Here is a 13,930-nt window from a genome sequence, read left to right as displayed (position 1 = left end):
CCCCCTTCGGACTCGGCCTGACTTGAACAGGCAGCTACCCTCTCCGAACTACGGGCGCATTCATCCGGAGCCAGTGCGCCTTAGGCGAGGACAGCGGAGACCATAGCTCCCGAATCGGATAACTCGCAACAAGATATCCCTTGCTGACCACTACGCCACTTTGATCGCTGGCCGGTTCACTCTCGTAGCGTTCATGGAATGAACTGGAGACCGTGGTTGGAGCTGTGGAGCGAGGAATGGATCGCCAGCAGAGATCCTGATGAGTTGGATCCCGAGGTGGTGCAGCAGCGCTGGCTCGGGTACGCCCCGGCCACCGAGGCCGACGTCGCCGCGGTCGAGCAGCGCCTCGGCCTGCGGTTGCCACCCTCCTATCGCAGCTTCCTGCTGACCATCGATGGATGGCGCCATGCCGGGGAATTCGTGCGGAAGATGCGTGACACCACCAATCTGGGATGGCTGCGTGACCTCGAACCGGCCTGGGAGTCCTGGGCCGACCTGATCACCGAGCCACCAGTCGACGCGCCGGGTAACCCGTTCAGCCGCGGACTACTGATCTCGCTGCACGCCGACGTCGGAGTCCTGTTCCTCGACCCGGCCGACCGCGACGAGAACGGCGAATGGGCCGCCTACAGCGTGTTTTCCTGGGGGGAGTTCCCGCAGCGGTATCCCTCGTTCACCGCCCTCATGGAATCGGAGTACCAAAGCCTTCATCAAATACGTCAGCCGGCGGGCAAAACCCGTGACAACTGGGATCTGGTGGCCGAACAGGCACGAGGCGAAGCCCTTTCCGGGGACATCGACACAGCCATGGCGGCCCTGGAGAAAGCCCAGCATTTCGGCCAGTCACGCGCCACGGTCTTACAAACCCAGCTCCAGATGTTCCTCAGCACCTCTTCCCCCTACGATGCCTCCCGGATCCTTTCGCGTGTGCTACCGCTGGCACCCGTTCCGGAGGGATTCTTCACCGGTCCACTGTTCACCGACGAGTTCGTGCCATGCATGTTCCTGCAACACGCATACAAAGAACCCTGGTATGCCTCCGCGCTCGACGTTGCCCAGATCGTCGACGACCCCGGGGGCGAGATCAAACGTGCCATCGACGGGCACCGGGCCCGGGTAGAGCGGCCCGGCTACCAGCTCTCCTACGGCAACCAAGCATTCGACGCCGCGGTACGAAAGGCGCTCGCGCAACACCACTCCGACCCGGCGACGCTGTGGCATGCGCTCGAGGCCGCGATGGCGCATTGGCAGCCCCGTACGCCAGATCACATCGCCCCGGTCGCGTTGCTCGCCGACCCGGTGCTGGCGTACAGCCTCACCCCGGAACGCGGGCGCGTGCTGTTGAGTCAACCGCGCAGCGGCCGCTGCCCCGGCGAGGCTGACCGAATCGGTTCCTTCATCGTTGCGTGCGACCGGGCGACAACTCGGTCCTCACGGCACACCCGCACCGGCCCCCGGATCATCTGCGACCACGCCGGATAGCACGCTCATCGGCATTTCCGGACCTTCGGCTGCCGTCGCCATGACGGATCCGCATTTCAGATCTGTAACACGTTCTCTCGGTGGATCACCTGCCGTTGGTGGTCCCACGACTGGCAACGCGGTGGTCCCACAACCAGGTTCTGGCGAACGACAAGCTGACCGGCGCTGAATACAACATCTCGCGGCGGGAGATGCTGTATCGCTGCCGGTACGCGGGTGAACTGGCCACCGTCCCGGGCATCGCTCCAGCCATCGGCGAACTCCGCTGCCAAGCCACCGGTCCAACTGCCGTCGGCCACCGCCGCATCCAGTCTGTGGCCGCGGAATCCAATGCCATGCACAGTGATTCGGTCAATTCGTAGACGTACTTGCCGCCTCACGAATCTGCTTCGGCACGACCGAGAACGTCTGGCCCGAAGCTGGCGTCCCCCATCGCTCACGCGAATGAATGCCGCCGACCTCGAATGTCGGTGTCGAACCCGCGACAGCCGCGGCTTGTAGGCGGATCAACCGGCCGGTACGGTCGAACTAACTGAACAGGGGGCGAGAGCCGGGCCAGCCCTGATCGATACCATCGATAGAGCCGGTGATCAGGAGTGGAACGCATGATCAGCAGGGGGAATACACTACTCGGCGCTGGGTTGGCGGTTGGTGCGGTTGTCCTGCTGTCGGGGTGTGGGTCATCGACTGGCGGAGACGCGAAACCGGCCTCCACCTCCGCGAGCGCGCAACCGTCGCTGGCTGCCGATGTTCCGCGCACCTATGAGCCATGTAAGGACGTTCCGCAAGACGTGCTGGATTCGGAGAGGCTGCACGGTAAAGATCCAGCCAATGGCGATGCGGGCGGCGGAGTTAAGTGGCGCGGCTGCGCCTGGGTGCGATCCAGCAGCTACTCGGTCAGCATTCGTACCACGAATCTGACCATCGATCTCATTCGCAGCCGCAACTTTCCCGAGGCCACCGAGTTCACCATCAACGGCAGGCGGGCGATCTCGACACGCCAGTTCGACGGCCCGTTCATCAAAGAGGCATGCACGGTGGACGTGGAGATGAAGGGCGGCAGTCTTGAGTTCAACCTGAACAACCCGAAGTCGACCAGCACGGGAAGCCTTGACTCGTGCGACTTGGCTCGCAGCTTGGCGGACAAGGTTGTTCCGAGTATGCCCGCCTCCGCCTGATCACCGCCTCACGAACTGAACTCGGAGGGATCGACATGCCTGACGACGACACGACTTCGGCGAGCCCGCTGGCGAATCTGATCACCGAGGCACGTGAGGGCCGGTTGACGATTCGGATGGATCTCGAGAAGTTCGTCTACATCGACCGCGACTGCGAATACTTCAAGGACGTCATCCTGAAGATACAACGCACAATGACCGAGATCTCGCAGCAGGATAAATGGGGGCTCGGCGAGAGCTTCACCCCGCAGAGCGACCGGGATCTGATCTCCGCCAAGACGATGGTCAGACGCTGGCGGAACAAATCCAGGACGTTGGATAACTCCACGAACTCGGACAACAGCGTCTATGCAGTGATGGAGTCGCATTACAAGGTCATCGAAGACTTCCAAACGCTTTTCCGCACCGTCCGCGAACGCATCACGAGTGTCGATACCGAACAGGCGGCGAAATACCAAGACCTGGAAGCGAATCTGCCGCAGCAGGCACCTGCCCAAGCCAAGATCTTTTCCTGGCCAGGACTATAAGTTCCGGGTTCGCGCACGCCTTCGACACGGGTCACACATCGACTCTCCGCATGGCACGCCGGTCCGAAAATCAGAAGCCCTGTGCGAGATCGGGTTTCGACGGGGTTGAGATGGAAGACCCCTCCCGCCACCGACGGTAGTCTAATAGTGCCTCAGCATCGGCCCGACGACCGCCATTCGACCACTCTCGGCGGCAATGTCGGGATAGGGCCGCTGTGGCGCTCGGGATTGCGCCGAGCTCAGGCGTGGCGTTCGAACTCTCCTGCCGTGACGCCCGCGGTGAAGGCATCCCACTCGGCGGGCGTGAAGACCAACGCCGAGCCGGTCGGATTCTTGGAGTCGCGAATACCGACCATGCTCTGGTCGAGGAACGCTACCTCAACACACTCCTTGGTCGCCGTGCTCCGACTGCTCTTGAACCACCTGGCACCGGATAGATCAATGCTCAACCTAAATGCTCCTTCGCCACCTGCCGGAGCAGGCTCCTGCTTCTGTTCTCATCCAGCGCAGCTCGCTGAATGGCCTCGTAAGCACCAGCGTACCGCCGCAGACTAGCGGATTTCTCGAGGTAAAGATCACCTGTGAATGTCTCGGCGTACACGACAGTGCGTGCGCCCTGGCCGAACCGCAAGATGACGAATGGCCCGACTGGATCGCCCAGCGGGATACCAGCCGTGAACGGAAGCACCCGAACCGTGACATTGGGGCGGGTGCTCATATCGGCAAGATGGCGCAGTTGGGCTGCCATCACCTTGCCACTCCCGACTACGCGGCGAATCGCGCCCTCATGGATGACGAGCTCGAAGGTAACCGGGTTGACCTTGCGGGCGATTAGTTGTTGTCGCCGCATCTTCAGCTGAACCCGACGCTCGATCTCCTCTGTCGCATCGAGCGGAAGCGCACTCCGCATAAGCACGCGGGCGTAGTCGGACGTCTGTACGAGGCCGGGGATAAGGTCGGATTGGTATGTGACGATCTCCTGGGCCGCAGTCTCCAACCCGACGTAGATATCGAAATTGGCCGGTATCAGATCGCCGAACTCGTTCCACCAGTTTTTCGTATTGGCTTGCTGGGCAAGCCCCTTCATCGCATCGGTCTTGTCCTGATCGAACCCGTAGAGCTGACAAAGCGCGTCGACCTCCAACGGCTGGAGCTTCTTGGTGAGGCCCTTCTCGATCCGCATCAGGGTCGGAGCCGAACGGCTGATGTGCTTGGCAGCCTCGGCGAGGCTCATGCCCAAATCTTCGCGAGCCTGCCGGAGGTAGTGACCGAGCTGGCGCTTCGGGAGGGACAGCGGTTCGTCCGTTTCTGCCATACCTAACTCCTGTCCTGTGGCGTTTCAGTTTGTAACATTAGCTTCGAAACCTGTAATCCGTCCTGGCGTTTCGCGGAATTTCCTGTGAAATTTCAATTGAAGCCTTCGGCGCCGTGGGCCCGATGGTGTGGTGAGAGCGCGCCCGACGCCGGAGCCGACACGAGACGGCAAGAGAACATCGGCATATGGCAATGCTCCGGACGCGCATACTCCACCACACTGACCAGGTTCTGGGGGAACCATGAAACCCACACAATCCATCGAGCCACCGCAGACGATCACTGCGGGCGATAAGCCGAAAGCCATTGGCTTCGTGCGTAACGACGTATCCGGCCTGCACGCCGCGCGCCACGCCCTCGACGTGCAGCGGCATGCGAATACGCTCGGCTACCAGTACATATACACAGTGCGGCCACCAGTCGACGTTGGTGAGCCGATCGGGTACGCGCTCAGGATCGCGACCGGGCTCGAGGTCTGGGTGATTGTCGTCTTCGATCTCGGGCATGTGGACAGTCAGCCCGCGTTGATCTGTGACGCGGGGTTCGATCTGGAAACCGTTTGCCCGCAAGGTACTTGGGTGCGCTCAACGCGGCGCGTGCCCGGCATCGGGACGGGGGCGGCGTGATGTACGAAGACGCGCTGCTCAATCCGCCGAATATCTGCGATTTCGCCGAGGTCGAGTTGGCGCATGCGCAGATGCGTCGACACCGTGCGTGCCGGATCGAGCGGTGTGCGTGGAAGCGGGTCGCGTATTACACGCTCGTGCGGCACGGCCGGATCGCACCACCGCAGTCGAGCCCGCGCGAACGTGCCCGACTGCGCGACATCGACTTTCCTGTCGATACCATCGACCGCTCCCTGCCCGAGGGCATACCCGAACTCCGCACGCTGCAACAAGTGCTCGACGGGCTCGCCGCACTGGCGCTACCGCCGACCTCCCGCGGCAACGGCATCGAGAAGTGAACGGCTGTGGGGCCGTGGCACATAGTGCACAGCATCCTCGCGGTCATCGGGGGCGGTGGGTGCGCGATGGTCGGCATTGCGTGTGTGTGGCCGATCAACCAGCCACGCCGCGACCGGCCCACCACCCGCAGCTGTCGCTTACGCCCGGTCGAATGGCCGAAGGCGTGGACCTGTGGCCCACCCGAGCAGCCATTCACTCTCGCCGACGCCCATGTCGCGATGCAACTGCATTGCGAGCACGACTGCGACCGCAAGCATGCCGCATTCGATGCGCTGGTCGCGGCCGGACGCATCCACCCCGATTCGACACGCCGACACCGACTCTGGGGCAAACCCTGGTGAACCAGCGCGAAAGGCGCGGACGACCCATGTCACACGAGCCGGATTCTCTTGCCGCGCAAGTGCGCTCGGTCCGAGATCGGGCCGAGCGTGCCGGAGACCGGCTAGCGCGCGACGAAGATCGGCCATACGGCTGGAAACTGTCGGCCGAAAACGACGATCGAGTCTACGGCGGCAGCCTGGACCAGATCGACGCATGGCTGGCCTGTTAGCAGCAGAAACAGCAGTCCAGCGACGGTCCGCCGAGCCGAGTCCAAGGTCGCTCCCGGCGTCCGCGGGGACAATCATCCGACTCGGCTCGGCAACCGCTCGCACACCCAAACCCCGCACAATCGATCGGAATATCATGATGGCCGAATGGACTTGGGAGCCCGATGATTTCGCAGCGTTGTGGTTCAGCCCCGCGAACGACCGGTTCCCCGATCCGCTCCGCTTCACCAGTCGCTTCGCCTACCGCGACGACTTCGACGCCCACCGGGTCACCGTGCGCGAGCGCTACTCCCCCGATGAACTCGAAGAAATCCACCTCGCCCTGCACACCCTGAGCTCATCGCCGATCCGCATCCAAATCTTCGGCGGCACAACCCGACACGAAAACCCCAACGGCGGCGTCCGCGTGTACCGCATCGTCGGCGCACGCACCGACCAGCACGCGATGTCGCTGACCCAAGCCACCTTCGGCGACACCAACGGCCCGATCCGCTGCCGCCTGTTCCCCACCGACCACCTCCCCGCACAACTCGCCGGTTGCCTTCCGCCCTGCAAGCCCGGCACCCAACCACAGACCAGCTGTCACTCCGACAACGACACCCCGCACGAGCGCTATCAGCGGCTCCTGCACCGTCCCGCCGACGGCGGCGGATCCGCCCTGCTCTACACCGGCCCCGTCGACAAACCGAACAAACCCCGCGCCGCCGTCCAATGGCACGACATCACCGATGACGGCCGCTACACCGAACTCCACGACCAACACCACACCATCCAGCCGACCACCCCCACCAACCTCGCCGCCCACTTCACCGCCTGGATCGCCCGCACCACCCAACCCCAACTCGAAGTCGAACAGGACCGCACATAGCCGCAAAATGCTCCCGCGCACGGCATATCCTCACGATTCCGTGCGCGCGCAGCAGAACACACCCGGACCCCACGGATCGACGAGAGCGCGGATTACGTCATCATCGACCGTGGACCAGGTCGGGTACACCACAGATATGGCCGACCATGTGACCGTCCGTGAACTTCACACCGGACTGAACCCGCTGACATACTTCACACAGCCATCGGCGGAGTCGGTTCGAATGCAACGGGCAAGCTCGCCAAGGAGCGATGGTAGGGCCCGGGTCGCCACTGCAAATCCTCGACGGGAACTGCCAACTCCATCTCAGGTAGCGCATCGAGCAGTTGATCTATCGCCGCGCGAGCGATGGTGGAGGATAGATCCTTCGCCGGGCAGGCATGCGGGCCGGTACCCCAGGCAAGGTGGGACCGATTGGCAATGAAGTCTCCGGAATGCACTGCGGGATCGTTATTGCACGCGGACATGCTGATCAGCACAGGCTGATGCGCCGGTAACCACACACCATCGATGAAGATCGGCTGCCGCGGATAACTGAAGCAGAAGTTCGCCAGCGGCGGATCAGTGAACAGCAACTCCTCCAGCGCGTCCCCGGTCGACAGACTACCGCTGACCATCCCCCCGCCGAACCGGTCGTTGGTCATCATCAGTCGCAACGTATTCACTATGAGGTTGACTGTCGGTTCGATCCCCGCCCCGTATATGACGACCAGTTGGTGAATCACCTCCTCCTCGGTCAGTTTCGCGCTATGCGCGATCATTCGAGTGGTGATGTCGTTGCCAGGCTCAGCGATCTTGTGCATGGTTTGCTCATACAGCGCCGATTCCAATATCGCGTTGCCATCTTCGGCGTCGGCGGAGGTGTCGAATATGGCGGCCATGCCCTGCGCGACGCGTGCCCCGATATCGGGCGAGCAGCCGACCAGGGTGTTGAGAACCTCGGAGACGAGGGGGTGCACGAACTGCGCGAGCAGGTCGGCGCGTCCGACGGCGCAGAAGGTGTTGATCAGCCGCACCGCGATCTTCTCGGCCAACACCTGTGCGGCGTGCAGGTCGATTCCATTGATAGCGAAGGTGTTGGCCGAGCGCAGCCGAGCATGTACAGCTCCGGTATTGCGCTGCGCATTCGGCCGCCACTGCAACATCGGCAGGACGGGACAGTCGAGCGGCACGTTCGCCTGCCAGGTCCGAGGGTCAGCCGGAAAGTGCTCGGGGTCGTGCAGGATTCGCTTCGCGGTCTCGTAGGCGACCACAAGGGTGGCCGGAACACCCGGCGCGATCTCCACTGGGGCCAGCGATCCGTAGCGGGCTCTCAGCTCCTGGTAGACGCGCTGGGGATTCGCGGCGAATTCCTTGGTATATAAAGCTACTCGCGGTCCATCACCATCGATAACCGAACTGGGCGCGATCGGGCAGCCGCCATAGGAAGACAGCGGCGGAGGCATAGACACAGGGAAGCTCCAGACGATTCGACAGTGACACACAGAATATAACGAAAGAGATTGTCGGCCGAACCCATGACCGGCTGGCGTTCAGATTCGAGCTCACCCCGGAAGCACAACAGGACATCCGCAACATTCCCAAAACCGATGCCATCCGGCTATTTCAGAAGCTCGCCCAATTGGGTGATGATCCTTACGCCCCGAGCAACGCGGTCAGGCCGATGGCAGGCGAATACGCCGGTTTCTATCGGCTCCGCTGCGGTGACTGTCGTGCCATCTATCGGATAGAGAACAATCGGCTGGTGATCCTGGTTATCGCCGCCGGCGGCAGGGACATCATCTACCGGTAAAGCGGCTCTACCGAGTTGTCGAGGGCTCGGATAGCCCCTCGCGCAATCGATGTCGAGTTCTCGAGCGGTTTTCCGCCATCCCGGCGAACATCGGGACCCACCGCGGAGGTATGGGTCCCGATGTTCGCGAGGATGACGGGAACATTCGCCAAACCCTTTGTGCATCCCCGTGGTCTCGGCGGACTTTCGCCGAGACCACGGGCGTGCGGATGGCTAGCTCGAAACAGGCGCTGCCGCGGCGGATTCCCCGCTGCTGACCATGCTGCGCACCTGGCGGGCGGCCACCGAGAGGGTCGCGAGGTCGTGGGTGCCCGCGGCGAAGATCTCGCCGAGTGAGGCGCCGGCACGTGCCAGGCGGGGGCGGTTGACCGACTCCCATTCGGCGATCTTGTCCGCGGTGCTCTCATCCGGTTCGGATCCGGTCAGCACGTCCAGGGTGAGCGAGCGCAGCGAATCGTAGAGATCGTCGCGGACCGCGAGCCGGGCCAGTGTGCGCCACCGGTCGTCGCGCGCGAGGTTGCTCACCGCGGTCAGCAGCCGTTCGATCTGGAAGTGATCGTCGAGCGCGTAGTAGAGCTCGGCGACCTCCTGCACATCCCGCTCGGCGATATCGGCCACGTCGACAATGTCCAACAGCGGGAACATGTGGATCAGGCGGAACACCTCCTGCGCCAATTCCGCCGGCGCACCCCGCTCGACGGCGGACCGCGCATGCGTGGCCAGATCCTCGGCGTGGGCCGCGGGGAGCCGGGCCGGCTGCATGTGCGCCGCGAGCTTGTGCACGCCGTCTCGGTAGCGGGCGATATCGGCGCCGATGGCAATCGGTTGCGGGCGACTGCTCAGCAACCAGCGGGACACCCGATCGAGGGTGCGCCTGGTCTCCCGCTCGAGTTCATCACGCGCCGCCGACGGCATCGGCGTGGTCCGAATGCGCTGCCACAGCGTGTGCAGATCGAAGATCTCCACCGCGACGGTGTAGGCACGCACCGCATCGTCGGTGCTCGCCCCCGCTTCCTCTGCCAGGCGGAACGCGTAGGTGATGCCACCATGGTCCACCACATCGTTGACCACCATGGTGGCCACGATCTGGCGGCGCAACGGATGCTTGCTGATCGCGTCGCTGAACCGTTCGCGCAGCGGCCCGGGGAAGTACGACAGCAGCGCCGACTCGAAGACCGGATTGTCCGGCAGATCTCCCGACAGCAGGTCGTCCTTGAGCGAAAGCTTCACGTGCGCAAGCAGATTAGCCAGTTCCGGCGAGGTCAGCCCGCGTCCGGCCGCGGCCCGCCTGGTCAGCTCGGCATCCGAGGGCAGCGCCTCGAGCCGCCGATCGACCCCGCGCCGGAACTCGAGATCGGCGATCAAACGGCGGTGCACACCTGACATCGGCACTGCTTGCGCGCGCGAGAGTCCCATCCGGAAATTCTGCGAAATATTATCGCGCAGTACGAGTTCGGCGACTTCGTCGGTCATCGCGGCGAGCAGTTCGGTGCGGTCGGCGGCGTCGAGTTCGCCGCCGGAGATGACCGCGTCGAGCAGCACCTTGATATTGACCTCGTGGTCGGAGCAGTCGACACCGGCCGAGTTGTCCAGGGCGTCGGTGTTCATCCGGCCGCCGTTGGCGCTGTATTCGACGCGGCCGAGCGCGGTCACACCCAGGTTGCCGCCCTCGCCGATAACCTTGGCGCGCAACTGGTTCGCATCGACACGCACCGTATCGTTGGACTTGTCACCGGCATCGGCGTTGGTCTCGGTGGAGGCCTTGATGTAGGTGCCGATACCGCCGTTCCACAACAGATCGACCGGTGCGAGCAGAATCGCCCGGATCATCTCCGGCGGGGACAGGGTGGTCACACTCGGATCCAAGTCCAGTGCCGCACGCACTTGCGGACTGACCGGAACAGCCTTGGCGGACCGATCGTAGACACCGCCGCCCGCGCTGATCAGCGACTTGTCGTAGTCGGCCCAGGACGAGCGCGGCAGTGCGAACATTCGCTGCCGCTCTTGGAACGAGGTCGCCGCATCGGGATTCGGATCCAGGAAGATGTGCCGGTGATCAAAGGCCGCCACCAGGCGGATGTGCTCCGACAACAGCATGCCGTTGCCGAACACGTCGCCGCTCATATCGCCGACACCGGCGACGGTGAAGTCGGTGGTCTGGGTGTCGATATCCCGCTCGGCGAAATGCCGTTTGACGCTCTCCCAGGCCCCCCGGGCGGTAATGCCCATCGCCTTGTGGTCGTAGCCGATCGAACCACCCGAGGCGAAGGCATCGCCCAGCCAGAAACCATACTGGCGCGCAACATCATTGGCGATATCGGAGAAGGTGGCGGTGCCCTTGTCGGCGGCGACCACCAGGTAGGTGTCGTCACCGTCGCGGCGCACCACCCGCTCCGGTGGCAGCACCTCGCCGGAGCCGTGATCGACGTTATCCGTCACATCCAGCAGACCGGAGATGAAGGTGCGGTAGCAGGCGATGCCCTCGGTCAGCTGCGCCTGCCGATCCGCGGCCGGATCACCGGTGACCGTCGGCGGCTGCTTCACCACGAAACCGCCCTTGGCGCCCACCGGCACGATGACCGCGTTCTTCACCGCCTGCGCTTTCACCAGACCCAGGACCTCGGTGCGGAAATCCTCCAACCGGTCCGACCAGCGCAACCCGCCACGCGCCACCGGACCGAAGCGCAGATGCACACCCTCGACCCGCGGCGAATAGACGAAGATCTCGAATTGTGGCCGTGGCCTCGGCAATTCGGCGATGGCATGCGGATCGAACTTGAACGACAGGTACTCCGGCCCGTTGCCGTCGCTGTCGCGGCGATAGTAGTTGGTGCGCAACGTCGCGGTGATCAGGCCGAGTACCGCGCGCAGGATGCGATCGGCGTCGAGGCTCACGACCGCATCGATCTCGGCCTGCAACCGCTCGGCGATGCCAGCGGCCCGCGCCGATGCCACCGCCCCGACCCCCTCGGGATCGAAGTAGGCGTCGAACAATTCGGTGAACAACCGGGCCATGGTCGGCTGGGCCAGCAGCACCCGGGCGATATTGCCCAGGGTGTAGGCGAATCCGGCCTGCTGCAGATATTTTCCGTAGGCGCGCAGTATCGAGATCTGGCGCCAGTGCAGTCCGGCGCGCAATACCAGTTCGTTCAGCGCGTCAACCTCGGCGCTGCCGTTCCACATGGCCGCGAAAGCGTCCGGGAAGTGCTGCCGCACACCACCTTCGACCGGCGACTCGTCGGCCGAACGGGTGAGATCGGCCTCGAGGTCGGCATCGAGCGCGGTCCGCAGCAGTGCCGCCGGGACACGCAGCCCGAAATCGTAGATCCACTTCTGAGTGTCGTCCGGCAGCGTGATGCGGTGCGGCCGTTCGTCGACCACTTCCACCCCGAGACTTTGCAGCACCGGGAGCACTCGGCTCAGCGAAACGCCCTCACCCGCGACATAGAGCGTGAAACGCCACTCCCCCGACGGAGCTTCGGCGTTCCGATACAGATTCGTATCGATGGCGCCGTCGGCGAGACGATCCAGCCGCTGCAGATCGACCAGCGCGCGCTCGGGCTCGTACTCCTGCTGGTATCCGACCGGGAAGGCGCTCGCGTAGGTGTTGGCGACCTTCGACGAGACCGCGGGCACGCCGGTCGCGGCGGCGACCAAACGGTCCGCCCAACTCCGGGTTGTCGCGAAGAGCAGCTCCTGGATGCGCTCGCGATTGGTTTCGGAGATATCGGCCGGCTCCGCGTCCGGACCGCGATGCACCGTGAAATACATTACGGCCAGCTCGGATTCGCTCGCCCTCGCCGAGTACGCGACCTGCTCACCGTCGAATTCGGCGCGCAGGATCTCCTCCATGCGCATCCGGACCTCGGTCGAGTACCGATCGCGGGGCAGGTAGACCAGGCAGTAGACCGCACCGCTGCGTCCGTCGCGGCGGATGAACAGCCGAACCTGCCTGCGCAGCCCCAAATTCATGACCGCGGAGACGGTTTCGAACAGCCGTCGGGCATCGGTGGAGAACAGCTCCACCCGTGGGAAGGACTGCATCATCTCCAGCATCGCCTGCCCGGAGAACGAATTCAGTTCGAAGCCGGCCCATTCGATGACCTGGTGCACGCGGCGGGAGATGACCGGGATATCCAGGATGTTCTCGTGCAGGCCGGTGACGGTGAAGGTGCCGACGAAGACGTGCTCGCCCTGCACCGCGCCGACGCCGGTAGTGCCACTGCCGTAATCGGCCACGCTGACGAAGTACAACTCACCCGATCCTGGGATCAGCGAATCCACCGATCCGTTGGCCAGCCGCAGGACCGGTCGGGCGCCGCCGAGCACCGGGACATCGAGGTCGACGTTCGAGCCGTTCCAGAGCACGCCGAGGCCGGTGCCCGGCACCTGCTGCGGTTCGGTTCCGGCATCGCTGCGGCCACTGCGGTAGTACCCGTAGCCGAGCACCGTGAAGTGCCCATCGGCCAACCAACGCAACAACTTCGCGCATTCGGGCACTTCCGGATCGTCGGACCGCTGCGCGATATGGTCGAGCCGACCAGCCAGCGCCACCATCGCGTTCGCCATGCCGAGCGTATCGTCGACGACCTTACGCAGCACCTGCAACAACGCGGGCAGTTCGCGATCGATCCGATCCAGCAGTGCCGCACCGACGCCCGGCGCCAGCTGCACATGGATCCACGATTCGGCGACGGTGTGACTGCCCTTCGCCGGTACGGTGTCGGGCTCCTTGGGGGCGATGGCCCGCAGCCGCCCGCGTCGGTCCCGCATGATATCGAAGACCGGATGGACGACCTCGGTCACCGCGGCGCCGAGGCGGCGCAGCGCGGTGGTCACCGAATCGACCAGCAGCGGCATATCGTCATTGACGATCTGGATGGCCGCGCCGAGTCCGCTGCCGTCATCAGGACGGTAGACCCGGGTGATCGCCGCACCCGGCAACCGAATGGCCGCCAGTTCCAAGTGGTGTCGGAAGATCTGTTCGGCCCGATCGGTGATCGTCGGTGCGGTGGCGCCCGGCTGGATCCAACGGAAGTAGGCCGCCTCCAAGTCGGTCGGATCATCGCGGAACCGTTTGAATGAAATCGTCTGCTGGGTCGTTGCCACCATCGACTCGTGCCTTCCCGAGATCTGTGCCCGTAACCGTAGAATTCCCATACATTACATGTTTTGATGTGCCGTTGTATAGCGGCACGTTGAGTACGTAACACTTTGTACAGGAAATCAGCACTGGTCAAGCACGCTGACCGGCCG

13 protein-coding genes are annotated in these 13,930 nt (G+C 63.9%); 9 read left to right on the top strand and 4 right to left on the bottom strand.

Annotation, left to right across the window (positions count from 1 at the left end; genetic code table 11):
• Positions 1 to 198: 198 nt before the first annotated feature.
• From AB0L63_RS25785 to AB0L63_RS25770, 4 genes are all read left to right on the top strand, one after another.
• On the top strand, positions 199 to 1,482 hold the full coding sequence (locus AB0L63_RS25785) for an SMI1/KNR4 family protein (protein ID WP_364505505.1): 1,284 nt from the start codon (positions 199 to 201) through the stop codon (positions 1,480 to 1,482).
• 80 nt (positions 1,483 to 1,562) lie between these two features.
• Positions 1,563 to 1,844, top strand: coding sequence for a hypothetical protein (locus AB0L63_RS25780; protein WP_364505503.1), 282 nt, complete (start codon positions 1,563 to 1,565; stop codon positions 1,842 to 1,844).
• Positions 1,845 to 2,087: 243 nt separating this feature from the next.
• Complete coding sequence (locus tag AB0L63_RS25775; RefSeq protein WP_364505611.1) at positions 2,088 to 2,660, top strand: DUF3558 domain-containing protein; 573 nt, start codon at positions 2,088 to 2,090, stop codon at positions 2,658 to 2,660.
• 35 nt (positions 2,661 to 2,695) lie between these two features.
• Entirely contained in the window at positions 2,696 to 3,187 is a 492-nt protein-coding gene (locus tag AB0L63_RS25770) for a hypothetical protein (protein ID WP_364505501.1), read from the top strand.
• A gap of 239 nt (positions 3,188 to 3,426) precedes the next feature.
• On the opposite strand, the gene AB0L63_RS25765 is transcribed toward AB0L63_RS25770, so the two are convergent.
• Together AB0L63_RS25765 and AB0L63_RS25760 are read right to left on the bottom strand one after the other, a co-directional pair.
• On the bottom strand, positions 3,427 to 3,636 hold the full coding sequence (locus AB0L63_RS25765; protein WP_364505499.1) for a DUF397 domain-containing protein: 210 nt from the start codon (positions 3,634 to 3,636) through the stop codon (positions 3,427 to 3,429).
• A complete protein-coding gene (locus tag AB0L63_RS25760; RefSeq protein WP_364505497.1) occupies positions 3,633 to 4,502 on the bottom strand; it encodes a helix-turn-helix transcriptional regulator in 870 nt (289 codons plus the stop codon). The genes AB0L63_RS25765 and AB0L63_RS25760 overlap by 4 nt, the downstream gene beginning before the upstream one ends.
• A gap of 241 nt (positions 4,503 to 4,743) precedes the next feature.
• On the opposite strand from AB0L63_RS25760, the gene AB0L63_RS25755 reads away from it, so the two are divergent.
• From AB0L63_RS25755 to AB0L63_RS25740, 4 genes are all read left to right on the top strand, one after another.
• Positions 4,744 to 5,127 carry a hypothetical protein gene (locus AB0L63_RS25755; RefSeq protein ID WP_364505495.1) on the top strand — a complete coding sequence of 128 codons (384 nt, stop codon included), beginning with the start codon at positions 4,744 to 4,746 and terminating at the stop codon, positions 5,125 to 5,127.
• The gene (locus AB0L63_RS25750; RefSeq protein WP_364505493.1) at positions 5,124 to 5,465 is read left to right on the top strand and encodes a hypothetical protein; all 342 of its coding nucleotides are present in this window, start codon (positions 5,124 to 5,126) and stop codon (positions 5,463 to 5,465) included. The genes AB0L63_RS25755 and AB0L63_RS25750 overlap by 4 nt, the downstream gene beginning before the upstream one ends.
• Positions 5,466 to 5,471: 6 nt before the next feature.
• Entirely contained in the window at positions 5,472 to 5,807 is a 336-nt protein-coding gene (locus tag AB0L63_RS25745) for a hypothetical protein (protein WP_364505491.1), read from the top strand.
• A gap of 346 nt (positions 5,808 to 6,153) precedes the next feature.
• Positions 6,154 to 6,882, top strand: a complete 729-nt coding sequence (locus AB0L63_RS25740; protein WP_364505489.1) for an ESX secretion-associated protein EspG — start codon at positions 6,154 to 6,156, stop codon at positions 6,880 to 6,882.
• A gap of 194 nt (positions 6,883 to 7,076) precedes the next feature.
• Here the strand turns inward: AB0L63_RS25740 and AB0L63_RS25735 are convergent, their stop codons facing one another.
• Complete coding sequence (locus AB0L63_RS25735; protein WP_364505609.1) at positions 7,077 to 8,327, bottom strand: cytochrome P450; 1,251 nt, start codon at positions 8,325 to 8,327, stop codon at positions 7,077 to 7,079.
• 44 nt (positions 8,328 to 8,371) lie between these two features.
• On the opposite strand from AB0L63_RS25735, the gene AB0L63_RS25730 reads away from it, so the two are divergent.
• Positions 8,372 to 8,674 (top strand): type II toxin-antitoxin system RelE/ParE family toxin, encoded by a 303-nt coding sequence (locus AB0L63_RS25730; protein ID WP_364505607.1) that lies wholly within the window; start codon positions 8,372 to 8,374, stop codon positions 8,672 to 8,674.
• Between the two features lie 213 nt (positions 8,675 to 8,887).
• On the opposite strand, the gene AB0L63_RS25725 is transcribed toward AB0L63_RS25730, so the two are convergent.
• Positions 8,888 to 13,786: an NAD-glutamate dehydrogenase gene (locus AB0L63_RS25725; RefSeq protein ID WP_364505487.1), complete on the bottom strand. Its 4,899-nt coding sequence runs from the start codon at positions 13,784 to 13,786 to the stop codon at positions 8,888 to 8,890.
• Between the last annotated feature and the right edge of the window lie 144 nt (positions 13,787 to 13,930).

It is taken from the genome of Nocardia sp. NPDC051990 (genome assembly GCF_040680755.1).
Taxonomy (GTDB): Bacteria; Actinomycetota; Actinomycetes; order Mycobacteriales; family Mycobacteriaceae; genus Nocardia.
This window is presented reverse-complemented; position numbering and strand designations above follow the sequence as displayed.

Bases quoted from the DNA above. Each gene is read 5' to 3' on its own strand.
- AB0L63_RS25785 (WP_364505505.1), top strand. From the start codon at position 199: ATGAACTGGAGACCGTGGTTGGAGCTGTGGAGCGAGGAATGGATCGCC.
- AB0L63_RS25775 (WP_364505611.1), top strand. From the start codon at position 2,088: ATGATCAGCAGGGGGAATACACTACTCGGCGCTGGGTTGGCGGTTGGT.
- AB0L63_RS25770 (WP_364505501.1), top strand. From the start codon at position 2,696: ATGCCTGACGACGACACGACTTCGGCGAGCCCGCTGGCGAATCTGATC.
- AB0L63_RS25760 (WP_364505497.1), bottom strand. From the start codon at position 4,502: ATGGCAGAAACGGACGAACCGCTGTCCCTCCCGAAGCGCCAGCTCGGT.
- AB0L63_RS25755 (WP_364505495.1), top strand. From the start codon at position 4,744: ATGAAACCCACACAATCCATCGAGCCACCGCAGACGATCACTGCGGGC.
- AB0L63_RS25740 (WP_364505489.1), top strand. From the start codon at position 6,154: ATGGCCGAATGGACTTGGGAGCCCGATGATTTCGCAGCGTTGTGGTTC.
- AB0L63_RS25735 (WP_364505609.1), bottom strand. From the start codon at position 8,327: ATGCCTCCGCCGCTGTCTTCCTATGGCGGCTGCCCGATCGCGCCCAGT.
- AB0L63_RS25725 (WP_364505487.1), bottom strand. From the start codon at position 13,786: ATGGTGGCAACGACCCAGCAGACGATTTCATTCAAACGGTTCCGCGAT.